This is a genomic window from Paenibacillus sp. FSL P2-0173, from assembly GCF_038008045.1.
Lineage (GTDB): Bacteria > Bacillota > Bacilli > Paenibacillales > Paenibacillaceae > Paenibacillus > Paenibacillus polymyxa_B.
Genome location: NZ_JBBOYK010000001.1, coordinates 1,284,070 through 1,303,305 on the forward strand (window position 1 = coordinate 1,284,070; position 19,236 = coordinate 1,303,305).

The 19,236-nt window shown below is 45.6% G+C and carries 19 protein-coding genes; 1 reads left to right on the top strand and 18 read right to left on the bottom strand.

Going from position 1 to position 19,236, the window contains the following annotated elements:
• Positions 1-3: 3 nt before the first annotated feature.
• From dnaG to MKX30_RS05685, 7 genes are all read right to left on the bottom strand, one after another.
• The gene (gene dnaG, locus MKX30_RS05655) at positions 4-1,878 is read right to left on the bottom strand and encodes a DNA primase (protein ID WP_025722118.1); all 1,875 of its coding nucleotides are present in this window, start codon (positions 1,876-1,878) and stop codon (positions 4-6) included.
• The gene (locus MKX30_RS05660) at positions 1,871-2,347 is read right to left on the bottom strand and encodes a YaiI/YqxD family protein (protein WP_013311130.1); all 477 of its coding nucleotides are present in this window, start codon (positions 2,345-2,347) and stop codon (positions 1,871-1,873) included. The genes dnaG and MKX30_RS05660 overlap by 8 nt, the downstream gene beginning before the upstream one ends.
• Before the next feature lie 121 nt (positions 2,348-2,468).
• Entirely contained in the window at positions 2,469-4,544 is a 2,076-nt protein-coding gene (gene glyS, locus MKX30_RS05665) for a glycine--tRNA ligase subunit beta (RefSeq protein ID WP_028540461.1), read from the bottom strand.
• Entirely contained in the window at positions 4,537-5,424 is an 888-nt protein-coding gene (gene glyQ, locus MKX30_RS05670) for a glycine--tRNA ligase subunit alpha (protein WP_069080383.1), read from the bottom strand. Before glyQ ends, glyS begins: the two co-directional genes overlap by 8 nt.
• 118 nt (positions 5,425-5,542) lie before the next feature.
• On the bottom strand, positions 5,543-5,689 hold the full coding sequence (locus MKX30_RS05675) for a hypothetical protein (protein WP_155613687.1): 147 nt from the start codon (positions 5,687-5,689) through the stop codon (positions 5,543-5,545).
• Positions 5,690-5,827: 138 nt separating this feature from the next.
• Complete coding sequence (recO, locus tag MKX30_RS05680) at positions 5,828-6,580, bottom strand: DNA repair protein RecO (protein WP_023989481.1); 753 nt, start codon at positions 6,578-6,580, stop codon at positions 5,828-5,830.
• Positions 6,581-6,622: 42 nt separating this feature from the next.
• Complete coding sequence (locus tag MKX30_RS05685; RefSeq protein WP_013372137.1) at positions 6,623-6,760, bottom strand: YqzL family protein; 138 nt, start codon at positions 6,758-6,760, stop codon at positions 6,623-6,625.
• Between the two features lie 75 nt (positions 6,761-6,835).
• On the opposite strand from MKX30_RS05685, the gene MKX30_RS05690 reads away from it, so the two are divergent.
• The gene (locus tag MKX30_RS05690) at positions 6,836-6,982 is read left to right on the top strand and encodes a hypothetical protein (protein ID WP_023989483.1); all 147 of its coding nucleotides are present in this window, start codon (positions 6,836-6,838) and stop codon (positions 6,980-6,982) included.
• A 174-nt stretch (positions 6,983-7,156) separates the two neighbouring features.
• On the opposite strand, the gene era is transcribed toward MKX30_RS05690, so the two are convergent.
• From era to MKX30_RS05745, 11 genes are all read right to left on the bottom strand, one after another.
• Positions 7,157-8,059, bottom strand: coding sequence for a GTPase Era (gene era / locus MKX30_RS05695; protein ID WP_013311134.1), 903 nt, complete (start codon positions 8,057-8,059; stop codon positions 7,157-7,159).
• Between the two features lie 49 nt (positions 8,060-8,108).
• On the bottom strand, positions 8,109-8,483 hold the full coding sequence (locus MKX30_RS05700; protein WP_053325783.1) for a diacylglycerol kinase family protein: 375 nt from the start codon (positions 8,481-8,483) through the stop codon (positions 8,109-8,111).
• Positions 8,483-8,980: an rRNA maturation RNase YbeY gene (gene ybeY, locus MKX30_RS05705; protein WP_023989485.1), complete on the bottom strand. Its 498-nt coding sequence runs from the start codon at positions 8,978-8,980 to the stop codon at positions 8,483-8,485. Before ybeY ends, MKX30_RS05700 begins: the two co-directional genes overlap by 1 nt.
• 55 nt (positions 8,981-9,035) lie before the next feature.
• Positions 9,036-11,282 carry an HD family phosphohydrolase gene (locus MKX30_RS05710; protein WP_028540460.1) on the bottom strand — a complete coding sequence of 749 codons (2,247 nt, stop codon included), beginning with the start codon at positions 11,280-11,282 and terminating at the stop codon, positions 9,036-9,038.
• Between the two features lie 95 nt (positions 11,283-11,377).
• Complete coding sequence (locus MKX30_RS05715) at positions 11,378-12,349, bottom strand: PhoH family protein (protein ID WP_013311138.1); 972 nt, start codon at positions 12,347-12,349, stop codon at positions 11,378-11,380.
• 6 nt (positions 12,350-12,355) lie between these two features.
• Positions 12,356-13,549, bottom strand: a complete 1,194-nt coding sequence (gene yqfD / locus MKX30_RS05720) for a sporulation protein YqfD (RefSeq protein ID WP_023989487.1) — start codon at positions 13,547-13,549, stop codon at positions 12,356-12,358.
• Positions 13,546-13,839, bottom strand: coding sequence for a sporulation protein YqfC (gene yqfC / locus MKX30_RS05725; protein ID WP_023989488.1), 294 nt, complete (start codon positions 13,837-13,839; stop codon positions 13,546-13,548). Before yqfC ends, yqfD begins: the two co-directional genes overlap by 4 nt.
• 379 nt (positions 13,840-14,218) lie before the next feature.
• On the bottom strand, positions 14,219-15,628 hold the full coding sequence (locus MKX30_RS05730) for an amino acid permease (protein ID WP_160790003.1): 1,410 nt from the start codon (positions 15,626-15,628) through the stop codon (positions 14,219-14,221).
• A gap of 419 nt (positions 15,629-16,047) precedes the next feature.
• On the bottom strand, positions 16,048-16,626 hold the full coding sequence (locus MKX30_RS05735; RefSeq protein ID WP_023989490.1) for a hypothetical protein: 579 nt from the start codon (positions 16,624-16,626) through the stop codon (positions 16,048-16,050).
• Positions 16,627-16,670: 44 nt separating this feature from the next.
• A complete protein-coding gene (gene floA, locus MKX30_RS05740) occupies positions 16,671-17,678 on the bottom strand; it encodes a flotillin-like protein FloA (protein ID WP_043922497.1) in 1,008 nt (335 codons plus the stop codon).
• Positions 17,679-17,715: 37 nt separating this feature from the next.
• Positions 17,716-19,083, bottom strand: a complete 1,368-nt coding sequence (locus MKX30_RS05745) for an NfeD family protein (protein ID WP_069080417.1) — start codon at positions 19,081-19,083, stop codon at positions 17,716-17,718.
• Between the last annotated feature and the right edge of the window lie 153 nt (positions 19,084-19,236).

Sequence of the window (19,236 nt, forward strand, 5' to 3'; positions counted from 1 at the left end):
TGTTCATTGTCTCTCTAGGGCTATAATCTCACTTGCAATTTGTGCTGCGCGCAAAAAGTCACCCAAGCGCTCAGCGGCTCTCATTTCTTCCCTTTTCAAATCCAGTTGCTCCTGCAATGGAAATTTTCGCACCTGATGAATATAATCATCCAAAATGTGCGGTGCCCATACGCCTGGAGCATCCATCATCATGATCGAACTTACGTTCTTCTCCAGCCGGTCGTCTTGCAAAGATGAAATAAAACGGCTTGTATCTGGTAACTTCCCTTGCGCGTAATAGGCATATAGATAAGCAGCAATTGCTGCATGATCCTCAATATTAAAGGCGTCGCCCAGATGCTTTTCTACATACTCTGCAGCTTCTAAATCCTGCATCATCCAGTGAAGCAGCCTGCGCTCAGCCACATGGTAAGCCGGCAACAGATTAGGTGTGGAGACCTGCCCTTTTTTATGCCTACCATTATTCCACCCATTTTCGTTATTATCCCCAAAGTTCTGTTTTTTTTGCAGGGATTGACGCAGTAAATTGCATTCTTGCTTCAAGGTTTCAAAATCCACCTTGACTTCGGCTGATACTTCGCGCAGATACACTTCCCGCTCAGTCGGGGATGACAGAGGTGCAATGACATTTAATGCTTCGCGGGAATACGCGATTCTTCCTTCTTCCTCTTGCAGTATATGGTTTTTTTTCAGATATATAAGCTTAAATTTCACCGTTGAAACAGCACTTTCGATAATTTGACGCTGGAATCGTTCGCCGCCGTATTGCCGGATAAAATCATCCGGGTCCATACCGTCACTGACCAGCGCTACTTTCACGTGAAGTCCCGCATTTTCCAACAGCGGAAAATTTTTAAGCGCAGCAGCTTGTCCTGCCCGGTCACCATCATAACAAATAATGACCTCATCGCACAGTCCTTTTAACATCGTAGCATGGTGCTCCGTTAGAGCAGTGCCCATGGCAGCCACCCCATTTTGTACGCCAGCTTCCCATGCCGAGATGACATCACCGTAGCCTTCAAAAAGAACACTCTGGCGGAGCTTGCGAATTGAGGTTTTAGCATGATGAAGATTGTACAGCGTTCGGCTCTTGTTGAATAGCTTGGTCTCCGGTGAATTCAAATACTTCGGCTGTCCCTCACCAAGTATACGGCCTGCAAAGGCAATAACTTTTCCGTTGCGATTCCAAATGGGAAACATGATACGATCTCTGAACCGATCCACATATCCATCACCCTCATGCCGGGGAGAAATAAGCCCTCCCTTTTCCATCTCCACGGGATCAAAAGAACGCTTCTCCAGAAACTGAACGATCGTATCCCATCGGTTGGGTGCATAGCCAATTTGAAATTGATCAATGATCTTGTCACTGAATCCCCGTGAACGCAAGTACTCCATCGCTGGTTTGCCGTGCTCCGTATTTTTAAGCAAAAAATGGTACATCTTAGAAGTTAACTCATACGCTTGCAACAGCCTGTCCAACTCAGGATGCTGATGCGATGAATCACGTCCCTGCCATTCGCCGAGCGGGATATGACTTTCTTCTGCCATTGTCCTGACAGCTTCGGGAAAGGATAGTCCTTCGATTTCCATCATAAATTTGATGGCATTGCCTCCCGCGCCGCAGCCGTAGCAGTAAAAAATCTGACGATCCGGTGTCACGGTGAATGAAGGGGTTTTTTCGGAATGAAAAGGACAGAGGCCTTTCATATACTTCCCCTGCTTGGTCAAATGCACGTACTTGCTTACCGTATCTACAATATCATGATGTTGTAAAACCGACTCAATGATATCGTCCGGTATGTTACCTTGTCCGGCACTCATATTAACCACCTTCATCTCTTTAGCACGTAAATATAATTCGATACCGTTACTCATTCTCCTGCAAGCGAAGTAAAAGTTTTGTCAGTTTATGTTGAAAAACTTCACGATCCTCTAATGTAAACGGTTTAGGACCTTTTCCATAACGTCCTTTTTTCCGTTCTTTGGCAGAAGTATGACGTCGGTCAAGCATGAAATCTATCGAATCGTTTCGATACATAGCTCCGCGAAAAGACATCACTTCACAACCTTTTGCCAAGGCAAGTGCAGCAAGACCATAATCATTGGTGGTTACAATATCGCCGCGGCGGATATGATTGGCAATATAGAGATCGGCACTTTGGTCGCTTCGGTCTACTTTAACGATGCTTACGCCTTTGCTGCCCTGAATGAGATGATCATATGAAGATACCATAATAACCTCAATATGAAAACGGGAAGCTATCTCCGCAATTTCACTTTTAACAGGACAAGCGTCCCCGTCAACAACGATCCGCACATCCAGTAAAGTTCCGGTTCCCTCCATGAGCATCCCCCATCTCCATCCGCATTCGAGTAAAATACGGAACGGCTGCAAGATTACTCTTACACCGTTCCGTATATTTATACCCATTTTTTCAAGTTGTTCATACTACCACAACTGACGTTTAAACTACAAGCTTGGAAAAATCGGCAAAACGCTTCAGTTCTGAGTCAATAGCAGCCAGCAATGCCAAACGATTATTACGAACAGCATCATCCTCAGCCATAACCATAACGGAATCAAAGAATGCCGTCACCGCAGGGGTAATGGATGAAGCAAGCGCTAACGCCCGTGTCGCATCACCTTCCTGTAAAGCTACGCTATAAGATTCATAAGCGCTATACCATGCTTCGTAAAGCGTTTTTTCGCCTTGCTCCGTAAACTCACCCGTATTAACTGACTTATGAACTGCTTTAGCAGCCAGATTACCTACACGATTAAAGGACTCAACTGTTGCTTTGAATACCTCACCTGTTTGAACGGCAGTCATTAACGCAGTTCCGCGGTTAACAACGGAAGCGACGTCGTCATATCCAGCTGCAAGCACTGCATCCACAACGTCATAACGAAGTGTCTCAGACAATAGTTTCTTCACGCGTAATCCGAAAAACTCATGTAATTCTTTACGTATTTCATCCGCGGAACGTTTCATATTTCCAAGGTTGCCGTGCACATCGAGCGCGATATTGAACACATCAGACAACGTAGCCGAAAGCTTGCGATCCAACAATATCTGCACAATACCTGCTGCCTGGCGACGAAGCGCGTAAGGGTCCTGTGAACCTGTTGGAATAATACCGATAGAGAAGCAGCCTGTAATGGTATCTATCTTGTCTGCGATACTTACAATCGCTCCAGCATTCGTTGAAGGAACCGTTTCTCCTGCATAACGAGGCTGGTAATGCTCAAACACCGCTCTTGCCACTTCTTCCTTCTCTCCAGCCTTACGAGCATAATCCTCACCCATTACACCTTGCAGTTCTGGAAACTCATATACCATTTGTGTTACCAGGTCAAATTTACAAATATCCGCTGCTCGACTAACCGACTCCTGTGTATCTGGAGAAACGCGAAGCTTCTCTGCCAGAGCATCAGCAATACGGCGAATCCGGCGCACTTTGTCTCCAACCGTTCCCAGCTCTTCGTGGAAAACGATACTTTCCAGTTTGGAGAGTGCATCCTTAATTTCCAGCTTCTGATCTTCTTCATAAAAGAATTTGGCATCAGACAGCCGCGCACGCAATACTTTTTCATTCCCTTTAGCAATGACTTCCAGCGATTGACTTCCTCCGTTACGTACCGTAACAAAGTATGGCAATAGCTCTCCTGTGTGATCCAGCACTGGGAAATAGCGTTGATGTTCGCGCATGGAAGTAATGAGTACATCCTTCGGAATGTTCAGGAACGCAGGATCAAAACCTCCGAACAGTACTGTTGGGGTTTCCACCAAATACAGCACTTCTTCCAGCAAATCATCCTTGACCGCAATCGTCCAATCTTTTTCGGCAGCCAGCGCTTCAATCTGCTTTACAATAAGCGATTGACGTTCCTCAATGTCCACAATGACATGCTGCTTGCGAAGCACTTCAACATAGTCAGCTGGACTTTCTACTACGGCATCCTGTCCCAGGAAACGATGCCCTCTTGTCACATTTCCTGACTGCACGCCGGCAATCTCCAAATTAACAATATCGCTACCAAACAAGGCAATCAACCAGCGGATCGGACGAACAAATTTAAAGTCATAACTTGCCCAGCGCATGAATTTAGGGAATGTCATGGCATGTAAAATGTGCAATAAACCTTCGGATAGCACATCCGCTGTTGGTACACCTATGCTGCTCTTAGTTGCGTAAATATATTCCACGCCTCCAAGCTCCTTGAACGTGAACTGTTCAGGATCAACACCTTGGCTGCGAGCAAAGCCTAGTGCAGCCTTGCTCCAGTTACCAGCCTCGTCGAGTGCGATTTTGCGGGAAGGACCTTTAACTTCTTCGTTAATATCTTCTTGCTTCTCCGCTACTTCCTTGACAAGTACCGCCAAACGGCGAGGTGTAGCATAAACCTCTACAGCACCATAAGCAATACGCGAACTGTCAAGCCACGCCGTCATACGCTGCTTCAACTGCTGAATTGCATTCGGGATAAAACGTGCAGGGACTTCTTCCAACCCGATCTCAAACAATAAATCCTTAGACATTTGCCGCACCTCCTTTCTTCAACAGCGGGAAGCCCAGCTTCTCGCGCTCCTCCAGATAGGTCGCAGCCACCTGACGCGCCAAATTACGCACTCGTATAATAAACCCAGTCCGTTCTGTCACACTGATCGCTCCGCGAGCGTCCAGCAAGTTGAACGCATGAGAACATTTCAGCACATAATCATAGGCTGGAAACACAAGATGCTGCGTCATCGCTTTATTTGCCTCTTCTTCGTACATATTAAAAAGAGTAAAGAGCATTTTGACGTCAGATACTTCGAACGTATACTTAGAATGCTCAAATTCAGGCTGGTGGAAGACATCACCGTACGTGATTCCATTGACCCACTCCAAATCGAACACATTCTCCTTGTCCTGGATGTAGGAAGCAAGACGCTCCATACCGTACGTGATTTCTACGGCAACTGGACTGGCATCAATACCGCCCACTTGCTGGAAATACGTGAATTGAGTAATTTCCATACCGTCCAGCCATACTTCCCAACCTAAGCCCCACGCTCCCAGCGTTGGTGCTTCCCAGTTGTCTTCAACGAAACGAATATCATGCTCCAGAGGGTTAATGCCCAAACGGCTCAAACTCTCCAAATACAATTCCTGAATGTTATCCGGTGAAGGCTTCAAAACTACTTGAAACTGATGATGCTGATACAGGCGATTCGGGTTCTCACCATAACGTCCGTCTGACGGACGACGAGAAGGCTCAACATAAGCTACGTTCCACGGCTCAGGTCCGATCGAACGTAAATACGTCATCGGGTTCATCGTGCCTGCCCCTTTTTCCGTGTCATACGGCTGTACAATAATACAGTTGTGTTCAGCCCAAAATTGTTGCAGCGTTAAAATCATCTGCTGAAAATTCATTGGTACACGCTCCCTTTCCAATTCCCTCAAATGTTGGTGATTTCTTCTCATTAAGCTCGTATGTACAGGGCTACTTTATCCCAAAAGCCTTGCTAGAGACAGCAAAAAGCCCCCGCCTCTACGCCTGTACAGACGTAGGGACGAGAGCTGACTCCCGCGGTTCCACCCTACTTGATTGCGATCCTACATCACCAATCAGATCGTAATCCTCTTTTCCGTGTCCATTCAGACGCTCCCGAGTGCCTTGTTCACGAAGAATTCCCACTGGGCTTACACCGTCCCCAACTCGCTAATTACAGAGAATACATCCCGCTACTTTCTCGTTCAATGCATCTGCTCCCGAAGGAGATATATAGTAGGATATTACACGTTTTCAGCAATACAGTCAAGAGAATAGGGCGTTTCACATATCGTACTTGTCGAGCTGATCCAAGAAATTGCGGGATTTCAGCTTGACCTCCAACTGCATATCCATGAACTGACGCATGACATGTTTGATCTCCAGCTTTGTGGAGTCTTTTACGTCAATGTTGCCGAGCCGATTCAAATCCATTCTGGCGAACAAGCGCAGCAACTTCAATGTACGTGGAGTCACGCTCAATGCAGCTGGATCATAATGCTTGTAGCTCCGACACAAAACTCCGCCCAGCCTCGGACTGACAAACATATCTTCATCAGCACATTGTTGACCACTTGAAATACATGCATCAAGCTGAGGAGCATATCCGGCCGCCTGCAATATTTTAAATTCATAAATACTCATGACGATCAGCGGATCTTTGCCACTCTCCAGCGCCTCCAAACATGCTTTAAGCTGCTTAAACCAGAACGCGCCTGTTTCCTCATCCTGTAGCACCCGATCGAGTAATTCACAAGCATAAGAAGCGTAAGCAGCTTTAGTAATATCCTCGCGTAATGTATGGTGGGATTGGATGATTTCACCGGCATTCAACGTGCCTAAGCCTGTGTTTCGAAAAAAAACGAATTCACCGTACGTAAACGGCTGCGTTAAAGCAGCGTGACGGCTTTTGGACTTTTTTGCACCTCTGACCAGCACGCCTGCTTTGCCTCCGCTTTCGGTGCAAAGCGTAATAATTTTGTTCCCCTCACCGTAATCCATGCTGCGGATGACGATTCCTTCCACCCTGTAAAGCATGCCTCTTCCCCCAAACATTCGCGAAGAAGCCAGTGGCTTGTACTATTCACGGGCTTCTTCATGCTCGTCCGACTCTCCCTCATCCGTGTCTTGCTCCCTTGTCACGGCGCTCTCCCGATATAACAGATACGCACCGACATCTCCAGTCATCGCAAAATACTTCCACGAAAAATCTCGCAATCGTATTCATCCTTTCTTCGGAAATGACGTTTGCATCTCAAAAATAGGATGATGCGAAGAGGGGAGAAGTATGCGATGAAATTAATGGATTACGTTGAAAAAGGCTACTGTATGAGGGTTATAACACCGCTCCGCTACAATGTGCACACAGTTACAATAACTCTTTTAAAAGCACTCCTTATTTCATCACTGGAAGAAAGGGGTAAAAAGAGCAAGAGTTAAGCGCCGCATATGCGCGGCGCTTTGAATGACCAAAAAACTGTTACTTATCTCAGTCATAGAGATCGGGACGGCCTTTTTATGATGCTTACAACAACTATACATATTTATTTAATATCAATTTTTTTAGCCTCAATAAACCCTTGAACTAAAGTGACGTAGAATCAAGTTCTGTTTTTAAGCGTCGCGATGGAAGCCAAGGTCACGAAGGACGCGTTCCTGGTTGCGCCAGTCTTTTTTGACCTTAACCCAAAGTTCCAGGAAAATCTTGGAGCCTAGCAGGTTTTGGATATCCTGGCGGGCCTGTTTGCCCACTTCTTTGAGCATGGCTCCCTGTTTGCCGATAATGATCCCCTTCTGGGAGTCACGCTCTACAAAAATAACAGCCATAATATGCACTACCCCATTATCCTGCACTTTCATGTCTTCAATCATAACCGCAATAGAATGGGGTACTTCCTCACGTGTCATATGCAGAATTTTTTCCCGAACCAGTTCGGAGATGACAAACTGTTCTGGATGGTCGGTAATTTGATCATCCGGATAATATTGCGGACCTTCTGGCAAGTATTTTTGCACCTGCTCCAGCAGGGTGTTTACATTGTTGCCCATTTTGGCCGAGATCGGTATGATTTCTGCAAAGTCGTACAACTTGCGATACTGCTCAATCAGTGGCAACAACGCTTCCGGCTCAATGCGATCAATTTTATTCAGCACCAAGATAACTGGCGTTTTTACTTGTTTAAGCTGTTCCGCAATAAAACGGTCGCCACCGCCTAGACCCTCAGCAGCGTCAATAAGAAAAAGCACCGCTTCTACTTCACCCAACGTATTAAAAGCAGTCTGATTCATGTAATCGCCTAATTTTGACTGGCGCTTATGAATCCCCGGTGTATCCAAAAATACAATTTGTGTGTCCTCTGTAGTAAATACGCCGTGAATTTTGTTGCGTGTAGTTTGCGGCTTGTCCGACATAATGGCAATCTTCTGCCCAATGACATGGTTCATCAGTGTTGATTTTCCGACATTGGGTCTGCCAACAATTGCGACAAAGCCTGATTTAAAGTGTTTCTTAGCCATTTCATTTCCTCCAGCGCGATTAAGCACCTATTTTATTTTGGTTTTTCCATTAAAACAGCGAACTAATTAACGTTAACATAGGCCTATAAAACACAAATATACCAATAATTACAGCAAAAACCGCTGCCAGGAGCACGGCTCCGGCGGCGGTGTCTTTAGCCGCTTTGGCCAGCGGATGAATATCAGGTGAGATGAGATCCACCGCTGCTTCAACAGCGGTGTTGAACAGTTCGGCTACAATGACTATAGCGATAGCCACGCAGACGAATAACCAGTCGAGCCGGGAGATGTGCAGAGTTAAGCCTGCTACAATGACAAAGAGCGCCATGACCACATGTATCCGCATATTTACTTGCGTACGCAGAGCGTACATCACGCCTTCTGCCGCATAGCGAAAGGTCATTCTCCAAGGCTGACGTCTCATTACCTTGTCAACCCCGCTTGAGCCAGTACAGCTTCCTGTTTGCCCATCATTTCAGCTTCACTCACATCATCCTGATGATCATAGCCTAACAGATGCAGAAAGCCGTGAACAAACAAAAAACCGATTTCACGCTCAATCGAATGTCCGTATTCTTCGCTCTGAGCTTGCGCTGTCTGTACAGAGATTATAATATCCCCCAGAACATCCGGTACATCATTCATTGAAGTTTCTTCATTCGGTTCGTAAATAATTTCAAGCTCTTCATCCAGTGTCTCCTTCATAGCAAAAGACAACACGTCGGTGGGACGATCAATTCCCCGATAGTCCCTGTTCAACTCATGAATTTGCTCATCATTAACGAAGGTAAGGGCTACCTCACCGTCTGTGACTCCTTCCACTTTGCCTGCCTCCTCCAATAAGGTGTTCAGCAACGTAATCAAGGATTCGTTAATTACCATATCGTTTTGTTCATTATTCCAAGCTAATTGAAGGCCCATGCCAACCGCTCCTTTTAATTCTAGTGCTCTAACCGTGCTTCGTGCACAAGTTATATTAAGCTTTTCCATTTTCAGACTTGGGCCTTTCCTCTGGATACTCAATACGAGAATGGAAAATCCCCATTACTGTTTCCTTGAGGGTTTGAGCCACGATATCAAGCTCCCGCATGGTCAGCTCACAGTCGTTAAATTGGTGATCATCAAGACGGCTCTTAATAATTTTCTCAATCATGGATTCTACCTGTTCCACCGTCGGCTTCCGTAAGGAACGAACTGCTGCCTCCACACTATCAGCAATTCCCACCACAGCAGACTCTTTAGACTGAGCCTTCGGTCCCGGATAACGGAAATCATCCTCCGTGAAGTCAGGCTCCACCCCTCGCTCTTCAGCCTCACGCAACGCCTTGTGATAAAAATAGTGTAAGAATGTCGTTCCGTGGTGCTGCTCGGCAATATCGCGAATTGGCTTGGGTAGCTTGTAATCCAATTGCATTTCCACCCCGTCACGAGCATGGGCGATAATGATGGATTTGCTCAGCTTGGGCTCTATTGTATCATGTGGATTTTCCAACCCATTTTGATTTTCAATGAAGTACGAAGGCCTCTTGGTTTTACCAATATCATGATAATACGAACCAACCCGGCACAACAAGCCGTTTGCTCCTATAGCCTCCGCTGCGGCCTCTGACAGATTACCCACCATTACACTATGATGATACGTTCCCGGTGTCTCCGTAAGCAGCTTGCGGAGCAAGGGATGGTTGGGATTCGACAGCTCAACAAGCTTCAGTGCCGACAAGATACCAAAGGTAGACTCAAAAAATGGCATTAGCCCAATAACAAGTATTGCTGTTATCAGACCGCCTGCAAAAGCAAAAGCTACCCCATAGAGCGTCGTCGTTTGAGTCCAATTCCCTTGGTCAATCAGTGCCAGAGAAAAAACAGACAGGGCCCCGAACAGGCATACCATGATCGCCCCTTTGAACAGTGTTGAACGCTGGCTGGCTCGATGGGTAGAGAAAATCGCCGCCAGACAGACCACAAGAGCAAAAAACCCAAAATTAAAGTCAAAAATTTGTCCCTGACGGACATTCAAAATAACACTAGCCAATATACTGAATATAACGGCACATACGAAAGCCAGCGACATATCAAGCAACAGCGTTACGAGCATAGCTCCAAGCGCGATAGGCGCCAGATAGCCGAGATAGGAACGTTCACTGTTCTGCAGTATGGAAATTAACATCATTGCCCCCACTGTAATCACAAAGATTAATACTAGCATGAGCAACTGCGCATTATTATACTTGAAGTTTCGTGTTCGTGATTGGAATTGACGAATATACATAAACAGGCCCAACGCAAGCATCATAGACAGCATCAGTAGGCCAAATTGTGGCCAATAATTGATTTTATCCTTGAGCAATTCATTTTCATCAAGCAGTGTGTAGATTTCCTGGGTAATAATCTCACCCTTCTTGACGAGTACTTCACCCTGTTTAATGTAAACTGTCGGTGTATCTTCACGAGCCTGTACCTTGGCGTCCTTCGTAGCTGTATCATCATAAAACTTGTTGGCGGTAATCACAAGCCTTGCAAGTTCCTGAACAACCTCCCGTGAGGTACGCTTGGTAAGCGAGCTTGTACTAACCCGCTCCGCTACCTTGGCTCGAGCTGTCTGGGCATCCGTAATTTGATCATTCATCAACCCTGTCACAATCTCACGGGCAACAGGCCGCATTTCAGCAATATCCTCAGATGTAAGGCGCGGAATTTTAATGAATGTCTCCTCTGGAATTCGGTACGTTTGCTCTTTCGTTTTTTCCAGCACTTCATCCAGCAACTTATCTGGGTAGGCATCCGCATTACGGCTGTTATTCACAAAATTTTGCACAAATTCCCGTGCACGTTGCGGAATCTCATCCTTATAAATCGAAATCTTATCTGCTCTGGAAACCTGATCATCCTGATTGAGCCGTTCAATTCGATCCAAAATACCAGTAATCAGGTTATCGTTGCGAACTGGCACAATGGTATACATGGGCTGCACACGTTCAGCTGATTCCTCTTGAGCCTTCAAAGTCGCCTTACTGTTAGGAAGCTGCATCGGGGCGACAATTTCCTTTTCACTCGGTTGATTTACCCGAATGTCATAACGCTCGGGAAGCAGCTTGGATGCAAAGCCTACATAAAAAAGAACCACCAAAAATAAAAACAGAAGATAGCGTGTCGCCACGCTATACTTCCATCCATTCATTCTATGCTGGAACGTTTTCCCTTTAGATAATTCCTTCGAGGTCATCTAAAACAATCCCTCTCCATCATCTTTTTCAAGGCAGCTACACTGCTCATTTTATACTTTTTCTGATCGTACACACCATACTCGTGATTGAATGGCTATCCATGATTTTCGGCAATACGGTCATAAGCAACAATGATTTTTTGAACTAGGGAATGACGGACAACATCCTCTTCTGCAAACTGGACAAAGCCTATTTCTTCAATCCCTTGTAAAATCGCATTCGCTTCAATCAGACCGGATTTTTTGCCACGAGGCAAATCAATTTGCGTAACATCGCCGGTAATGACCATTTTGGAGCCGAAACCAAGTCGAGTCAAAAACATTTTCATTTGCTCGGGTGTGGTGTTTTGCGCTTCGTCCAAAATAATAAATGAATCATCCAGCGTACGTCCCCGCATATAAGCCAAAGGAGCAATTTCTATTAACCCGCGCTCCAGTGCCTTTGCAGTCTGCTCTGGGCCCATCACATCGTATAGGGCATCATACAATGGGCGTAAATACGGATCAACCTTTTCCTGCAAATCCCCTGGTAAAAAACCTAAATTCTCCCCTGCTTCGACCGCAGGACGAGTCAGTACAATGCGCTTGACTGAACCTTCCTTCAGGGCAGCTACAGCCAGCACTACAGCCAGATAGGTTTTACCCGTACCCGCCGGGCCAATTCCAAATACAATATCGCGTTTCTTAATCGTGGTTACATAGTGCTTTTGTCCAATCGTTTTGACGCGAATCGGTTTCCCCCGGAACGTCGTCGTAATTTCACCCTTGAACAAATCGAGCAGCTGATCAGCACGCAAATCTTTTGCCAATTCAATCGCATAATGGACGTCCCTTTCGGTCAGTATATACCCATTGCGAATTAACTGGAGTAATACATCGAACAATTGTTCGAGCACTTCCACCTCGTGAGCATTACCAAAAACATTAACTTCTGCCTCACGAGATGCTATTTTTGCTGGAATAGCGGCTTCGATTAATTTTAAAAAGGAATCCTGCGGGCCAAATAACGCCTGTCCTTCTCCCGCATTGTTCAATGCAATTTGTATGCTGCGTTGTTGTTCTGCCAAATAGCCTCATTCTCCTTGGTTATGAACTAACGGAAGTTCTTCCGCAATATCCTGCTCCACTTCAAAAAGCACTTTCATATAAACTTTACCATTCTCTCTCTTCTCATGCAAAATTTTTTGGCTCATTATTTTCGTTCCTTTGCCGTATTTAGCTAAAATATCAGCTCGCGCGCCTTCTATTCCTGACATTTTCGCTTCTGCTTCCGTAAGCTTCTGCTCTTGTATCTTTGTCTCCCTCACACTTTCAGTCATCCAACCCATCGGAAGTTTGAAGGAACGCCAAGTTAGCGGATCATGTTCAACTGTTGTTTTATGTGTAGAATAAGGTATTTTCCCATATCCCCACAATTGTATCGCACGATTGCCTAACACCAGATACAAGCGGTCGTGACTGTTACCTGTATACGTGCTGCTGCGTTGCAGCGTAGGACTGCTAATTTCGTATTCATGCCATACAAGACCCTTAACCTCTCCTTTGGCTACGACCTGCTGCTGATTCTCCTCATCTCCAAGCGTTCCCGAGATGAGGATGGCTCCTTTTTTGACACGTGTATTTTTATGCACGACAGGACGACCCTGCTCGGCAAAAATCTCAGTGACTACCGCGTCTGCCTTACTGATGATATGACGTGGGCTGTAGAGCGGCGCAGGGGTAGGCTGTGAAGCTTCAACAACCTGAATCGTTACCAAAGTACCCTGCTTTTCCACACCGATCCAGGATGCCTCTGGAAGCTTCTGCATGAGCGCACGGGAAAGCTTGTCTTGACTGGAAAGACGAAAGCTCCATTGAAACGGATACAGCCCCTCCTGTCGGGCGGCTTTGAGAACGGAGTCCGTCGAGAGCTTATCATTCCCCTTCACTTCAATGTCCCAGATAAGCGAAGACATCAGCAGGAGACCTATCCAGAACAAAGCCAATCCAGCCATAAAAAATTTACGTTTGGCAAGCCGTATAACAGTAAAGGGAAGCCCTTGCCGCTTCAGAACATGCATTTTACAGCCTGTCCTTCTCAAAAGCGGGCGTAGGAGGAAGACGTGCGGCAGCAGAAGGTTCATTTCTGCATGTCTAGTACCCATCGGCCGCACGTTCCAAACAGGTATATGGTGATCGGTGAGTAAATTAATGAAAGCTTCCACACTTTCGCCCTTGACAGCAAGGGTAACCGTGCCACGCAGCATTGCTAAAGCAGGATGTTTCACGAGCCTTCCTCCGTTCCTTCCATTTGGATATCTGTTATATGTCCCTCCACACTTACCTGCTCTGGCAGAATAGACGTAATGACTAAATCATGGCCGGACACCCTCAGCCTGCCTTTCTCAAGTGCAAGTACGAGCTGATTCGGTGTGAAATCCACCACGCCCCGGTGATTCTCCACATAAAGCTGGCGGCTGCCGATGAGGGTTAACCGCGGCAGGTCAAATAGAATGTCCTGCGGAAGCTCCAGCGTCTCGCTGGCCCACTTTCGCAGTTTGCGGCTCATCCGGCTCATACGGCGAAATCTCCTTTCCTGTCATCAAAACATCTGTTATCCAACGGCTAATGTTGTTTTGATGACAGCACGCTGCTATTTTTTCATCTTCTGTTATTGCCATTCGGTACCCATAGATGTTTCATGGCAGCTACGCTGCTGGCTTTTCATCTTATATTCTTATTATCAGTGAACGCCATTACACCAGCGCCACAGATATCTGTACTGTACATTTTATGATCCAGTCCCCGCATTTATGAGGCTAAACTTACAATTCGCAGCAGCTGCTATATTGCAGAGGAAAAAGATGTGTCCTTTCAAAATTTACAACAAAAAAGACAATCTCATTTTCATATCGAAAACAAGGTTGTCTTTTTTTGATTTTCATCAGATGACACAGTTATTTTTCGGTATCTCGATTCAAAAGAGAGTTTTTTCTAGAGTATAAGAAGTAAACAGCCATACCAATGACAAGCCAAATAATAAAGCGAATAAATGTCTGGCCATTCAGATTAAGAATGAGCACCCCACATGAAACGATAGCCAGGATCGGAATATACGGAACCCCAGGACATCGGAAGGCCCTTGGCAAATCAGGTTGTGTTTTTCTCATAACGATGACGGCGACCGAAATCAGAATAAATGCTGACAAGGTTCCAATGTTTACCAAACTTGCTAACTCATCTAGCGGGATCAGCCCACCCATTAATGCAGATAAAGTACCAAAAAACAACGTGTTAATGTAGGGCGTTTTATATTTGGAATGAACCTTGGATAATATTTTAGGGACTAAACCGTCACGTGACATGGCAAACATAATACGAGTTTGACCATAGAGCATAACCAGCATGACTGTTGTCATCCCTAAGATGGCTCCTATATCTACAATACCCGCAACCCAGTTCTGGCCCGCAACCTGCAATACCAATGACACTGGGTGAGAGATACCTTCAAATTGCATAAACGGCACAATACCTGTCATAATCGCGCTAACAATAACATACAAAAACGTACAAATAACGAGTGAGAAAATAATGCCTCGCGGTAGATCACGAGCGGGATTTTTGGTTTCTTCAGCCGCTGATGAAACAGCATCAAAACCAATAAAAGCAAAAAACACAAGTGCTGCGGCTCCAAACACCCCACTGAACCCAAACGGCATAAATGGTGTCCAATTATCTGGCTTCACATATTTAAAAGCAACGATGATAAATAATAAAATAACAATAATCTTTACAATTACCATGAAGTTGTTTATCCGTTTTGATTCTTTTATCCCAAAATAAAGCAAGAACGTGATACCCATCAAAATTAAAAAAGCTGGGAGATTAAAATAAGTAGTTTGGTCTTTTAAAGTCCCCGGTGCGGCAGTGAATTCAAGCGGAATGTGAAGGCCAATTCCATTCAAAAATGATACAAAGTAACCCGACCAACCTGCAGAAACGGCGCTGGCTGCCAGCATGTATTCCAAAATTAAATCCCATCCAATAATAAAGGCCAATAGCTCCCCCATCGTAGCATATGTAAAAGTGTAAACAGAACCGGATACTGGAACGGTGGATGCAAACTCCGCATAAGCCAATGCTGCGAATAAACAGGCGAGTCCCGCAATCACAAAAGAAAGTACCAAGCCTGGACCAGCCGTAACTGCTCCCGTACCTGTCAATACAAAAATCCCCGTTCCGATAATGGCTCCAATCCCAAGCATCGTTAAATCAAACGCACCCAGTTCCCTTTTGAGTGCTTTTTCCCCCCGCGTAGCGGCGATCAACTGATCAATGCTCTTCTTTCTGAACAAGCTATTTCCCATCCATCCCATCCTCCTAAAAATTAATTTTCCATTTTTATAATCTTGTTTTATCACCTCGATATAAATCAAATTTTAGCTAAATTTGGAGTAAATTTCATAAGTATCTATCATTGAGAACATTATATATAAAAAAGAAAAAATGAAAACTGCTTTTGGAAAGCTCCATTCATATTGTTACATTTGATCATTTTTCACGAATATATTTTCATAAACGAGACCCTAAATTAGACAAAATGCCACCATTTTAGATGACAACAAATGTGAGAAACCTAGGGCGCACAAGGGATTATCACATTCGTTGTCAGGTAATTAGAGCAATTGTCGTTAATTCATTTTTTATTCTGAGCATGCTTATGTATTCCTAAAGCTCACAAAAAAAGATCCGCCACAGCCAAAGCCGTGACGGATCCACTATCATTTTAACGTCTTCCTCCACCCATATAGCGCTTGGAACGCGGAGGACCTAATATTTCTGCCCAAATCACACCTCTGCGCAGATCAGCCGTATCCACCGTATTACGGTCTTGCGAAGCTATCTCTGGCGCATCTGTAATTTCCCCTGACTCCCTCGCGTTGGATATACGATCGAGACGGGCTAAAACCAATCTGCGTTCTTCTTCCATAGCACGGATCCGATCCTCTAGAGTCGAACCGTTATCTAATGAATCCCGGTCCATCCGTTCTTCCGTTTCTGACCGATCGCCCACTTCTTCTATACGACGAGCTTCCATAACCACCCGTCGTTCATTAGGAAATTGACGTTGCAACTCCCCAGCAACATCCTGTTGGCGCTGCTCTTGCCCATGTTCCGTTGTGAAGGGTCTGGATGACGTCGAGGGCCCACGAGAACCATGATCACCACCAAAGGTGGGCATACCTTTTCGTGGCGGAGATTTCCGCCCTGTGCCTTGGATGCTTTTCCCCAAAAAGGACACCAAAGCAAAGCCAATCACGATCAGGATATACAAATGTTCAAAGATCCAGCTGATAAAGTTCATTACTCACCACCTAGCTGCCGTAATTCATCGGCTATGTCCCGTTATTAATCCCGGTTCTTGTTATCATTCCCCGAGTTCTCATTCGGTTTGCCTAAGGAGCCACGCATTTGCGTATCCGCCTCAATATTTTTCAAATTCATATAGTCCATGACGCCAAGTTTCCCGCCACGCAGTGCTTCAGCCATTGCCAGCGGCACTTCGGATTCGGATTCCACCACGCGTGCTCTCATTTCTACGACACGTGCCTTCATTTCCTGCTCCTGCGCTACAGCCATCGCACGCCGCTCTTCTGCTTTTGCCTGCGCAATACGTTTGTCGGCTTCCGCCTGCTCTGTTTGCAGAAAAGCACCGATGTTTTTACCTACATCAACGTCCGCAATATCAATGGACAAGATTTCAAATGCTGTCCCGGCATCCAAACCTTTGGACAATACAGTTCTCGAAATTGAATCCGGATTCTCCAGCACGTCCTTATGCGAATTACTGGAACCTACGGTTGTAACGATACCTTCACCGACCCGTGCAATAATCGTTTCTTCTCCGGCACCCCCGACGAGTCGATCAATGTTGGCACGCACGGTAACACGAGCTTTAACCTTCACTTCGATACCATCCTTGGCGACCGCTGCAACAGTAGGTGTCTCAATAACACGCGGATTAACGCTCATTTGGACCGCTTGCAGAACATCCCGTCCCGCAAGGTCAATCGCTGCCGCACGTTCAAATTCAAGCGGAATGTTAGCACGCTGGGCAGCAATCAACGCATTGATCACTCGGTCTACATTCCCTCCTGCGAGAAAATGGCTTTCCAGCTGGTTAATGTTCAATCCCAGACCCGCCTTGGTTGCCTTAATGAGCGGATTGACAATTCGGCTTGGCGTGACGCGCCGTAACCGCATAGCTACCAGCGTAATGATGCCAATACGCACACCCGAAGCCAATGCTGAAATCCACAGCATCACCGGGAAGAAACTGAAAAATACGCTCAATACAATAATCACTACAACGGCAATCAGCAAAACGCTGACAATACCCGATTCGAACACTCGCATCATCCTCCATTAATCTAATTCTTTGTTATTTACTTGTTTAGACACTAGTGTCAGCCTTGACCACAATTCGCCCACCTTCTACTTTGGATACTATAATCGGCATATCTGTAGCAATAAACTCGCCGTTCGTTACAACATCGACTCGCTCATCAGCGATCAGCACCGTTCCGGCTGGACGAAGTGGTGTCAGACTGACACCCCGTTGACCTAATAGCATTTCCCGGTTCACAACTGAAGAAAAGCCTTGTTCAGCCGTTAAACTTTCTTTAAGTATAAAACGGTTCCATATCCCTCGGTCCTTGAATACAACCGCGATAATCGCCACAACAGCAACCGCAGCTGCAAAGGCAATGCCCAAAGATATAAACGCATGCTGCATGTTGTATGCTGCCCGAACAACTCCGGCGACAAGGCTGACTGAACCCAAAATGCCCAAAATACCAAAGCTTGGGATGAACATTTCAAGTATAAGCAGAGCCAGACCGATAATAAACAACAGCCACGTCTCCGAACCTGCAAAACCAGCGATATAATTGCCAAAAAAATACAAACCAAATCCGAGTATGCCCAAAATTCCCGGTACACCAAAACCGGGTACGAGCAGCTCAATAACGACACCCGCGATACCGATAAATAAAAGCAACGTCTGCACAATTGGGTTAGTCAATATCTCGGCTGCTTTTTCAGCCCATGTTCGCTCCACATGAATTACATCATCCGTGCTGTAACCCATCCACTGGATAACTTCTTGTTCGGAAGACGCGATGTGATCCGCATAACCCAACTTCAGCGCTTCCTCACTGGTTAAAGAAATGATCTGACCATTTTCCTTATTAAAGTTCATCTCTGGAATAGATACGGTCGTTTTGGAGTCAACCATACCTCTGGCAATATCTGGATTACGTCCACCAGCTTCTGCGGCAGATGCCATGCTACTCTTCCACCAAGCTACCGTTTTTGGATCTGTGATAGCCTGCCCCCTACCGTCTACTAACGCTGCTGCTCCGATAATACTCCCCGGTTTCATAACAATCTTGTTTGCGCTCAACGCAATATAGCTACCCGCTGAGGCCGCTTCGCCCCTTATATAGGCTACGGTCGGAATCGGACTGTCTTTAATCAGTTTGCCCAGCTTCTCCGCTGTATCTACCCGTCCACCGGGAGTGTTAATATCCAGTAAAATCAGACCTGCTTTGGAATCTGCTGCTTCTGCAAATCCACGTTCCATAAATTTGCCCAGACCTTGCTCAATTTCCTGATCAACTGGTATAACAATCACAGCTCCACCTTTAGTTTGGGCCGCCGCTGATTCAGAATGAACTAAGGGTAACAGCAAAACGGATACCATAATCCATAACGTTAAAAAGATCAATTTGCGACTGGAGTGGTGATGTTCTCTATGCATTTCTCTATGCATTTCTCTATGCATTTCTCTCCCCCTTTCGATCTTTCTATATTACAGCATACCAAACTTTGTTAGACAAACTATACAGTTTTCAGGATTTAATGTGAAATTATTGGGTATATTGCTAATCCTGACGGCTGTCAGATACTTTAC